Source organism: Bacillus sp. SIMBA_074, assembly GCF_046534555.1.
GTDB lineage: Bacteria > Bacillota > Bacilli > Bacillales > Bacillaceae_G > Bacillus_A > Bacillus_A mycoides.
This window is the reverse complement of sequence record NZ_JAWRYM010000808.1, coordinates 1-257: the sequence shown is the minus strand read 5'-3', so window position 1 is coordinate 257 and position 257 is coordinate 1. Positions and strand designations below refer to the sequence as shown.

Annotated in this window: 1 protein-coding gene; it reads left to right on the top strand. The window is 73.5% G+C overall.

Annotation, left to right across the window (positions count from 1 at the left end; genetic code table 11):
• Positions 1-37: 37 nt before the first annotated feature.
• Positions 38-257: hypothetical protein (locus SB773_RS32995; protein ID WP_410594640.1), on the top strand; the 220-nt coding region annotated here is incomplete at its 3' end.

Here is a 257-nt window from a genome sequence, read left to right as displayed (position 1 = left end):
CGTGTTTCCGGAGCGGTTCCCGGCCGCTGATTGGCCGTTGCACGTCACCATCGTCCCGCCGTTCGAGACGGAGCTGTCGGCGGAGTCGGTGGCGGACCTCCTCCCGCTGGTGCCGCCCATCCCGGTGGCCGGCGCCGCCCGCGAGCGTTTCGGCGCGCACCGGACCGTGCCGGTGACCGTGCTGCATGACTCCGCAGTGCTCGCCGACCTCCACCGCGTGACGGTGGACGCCTTGGAGTCCGCCGGCGCCGCCATCC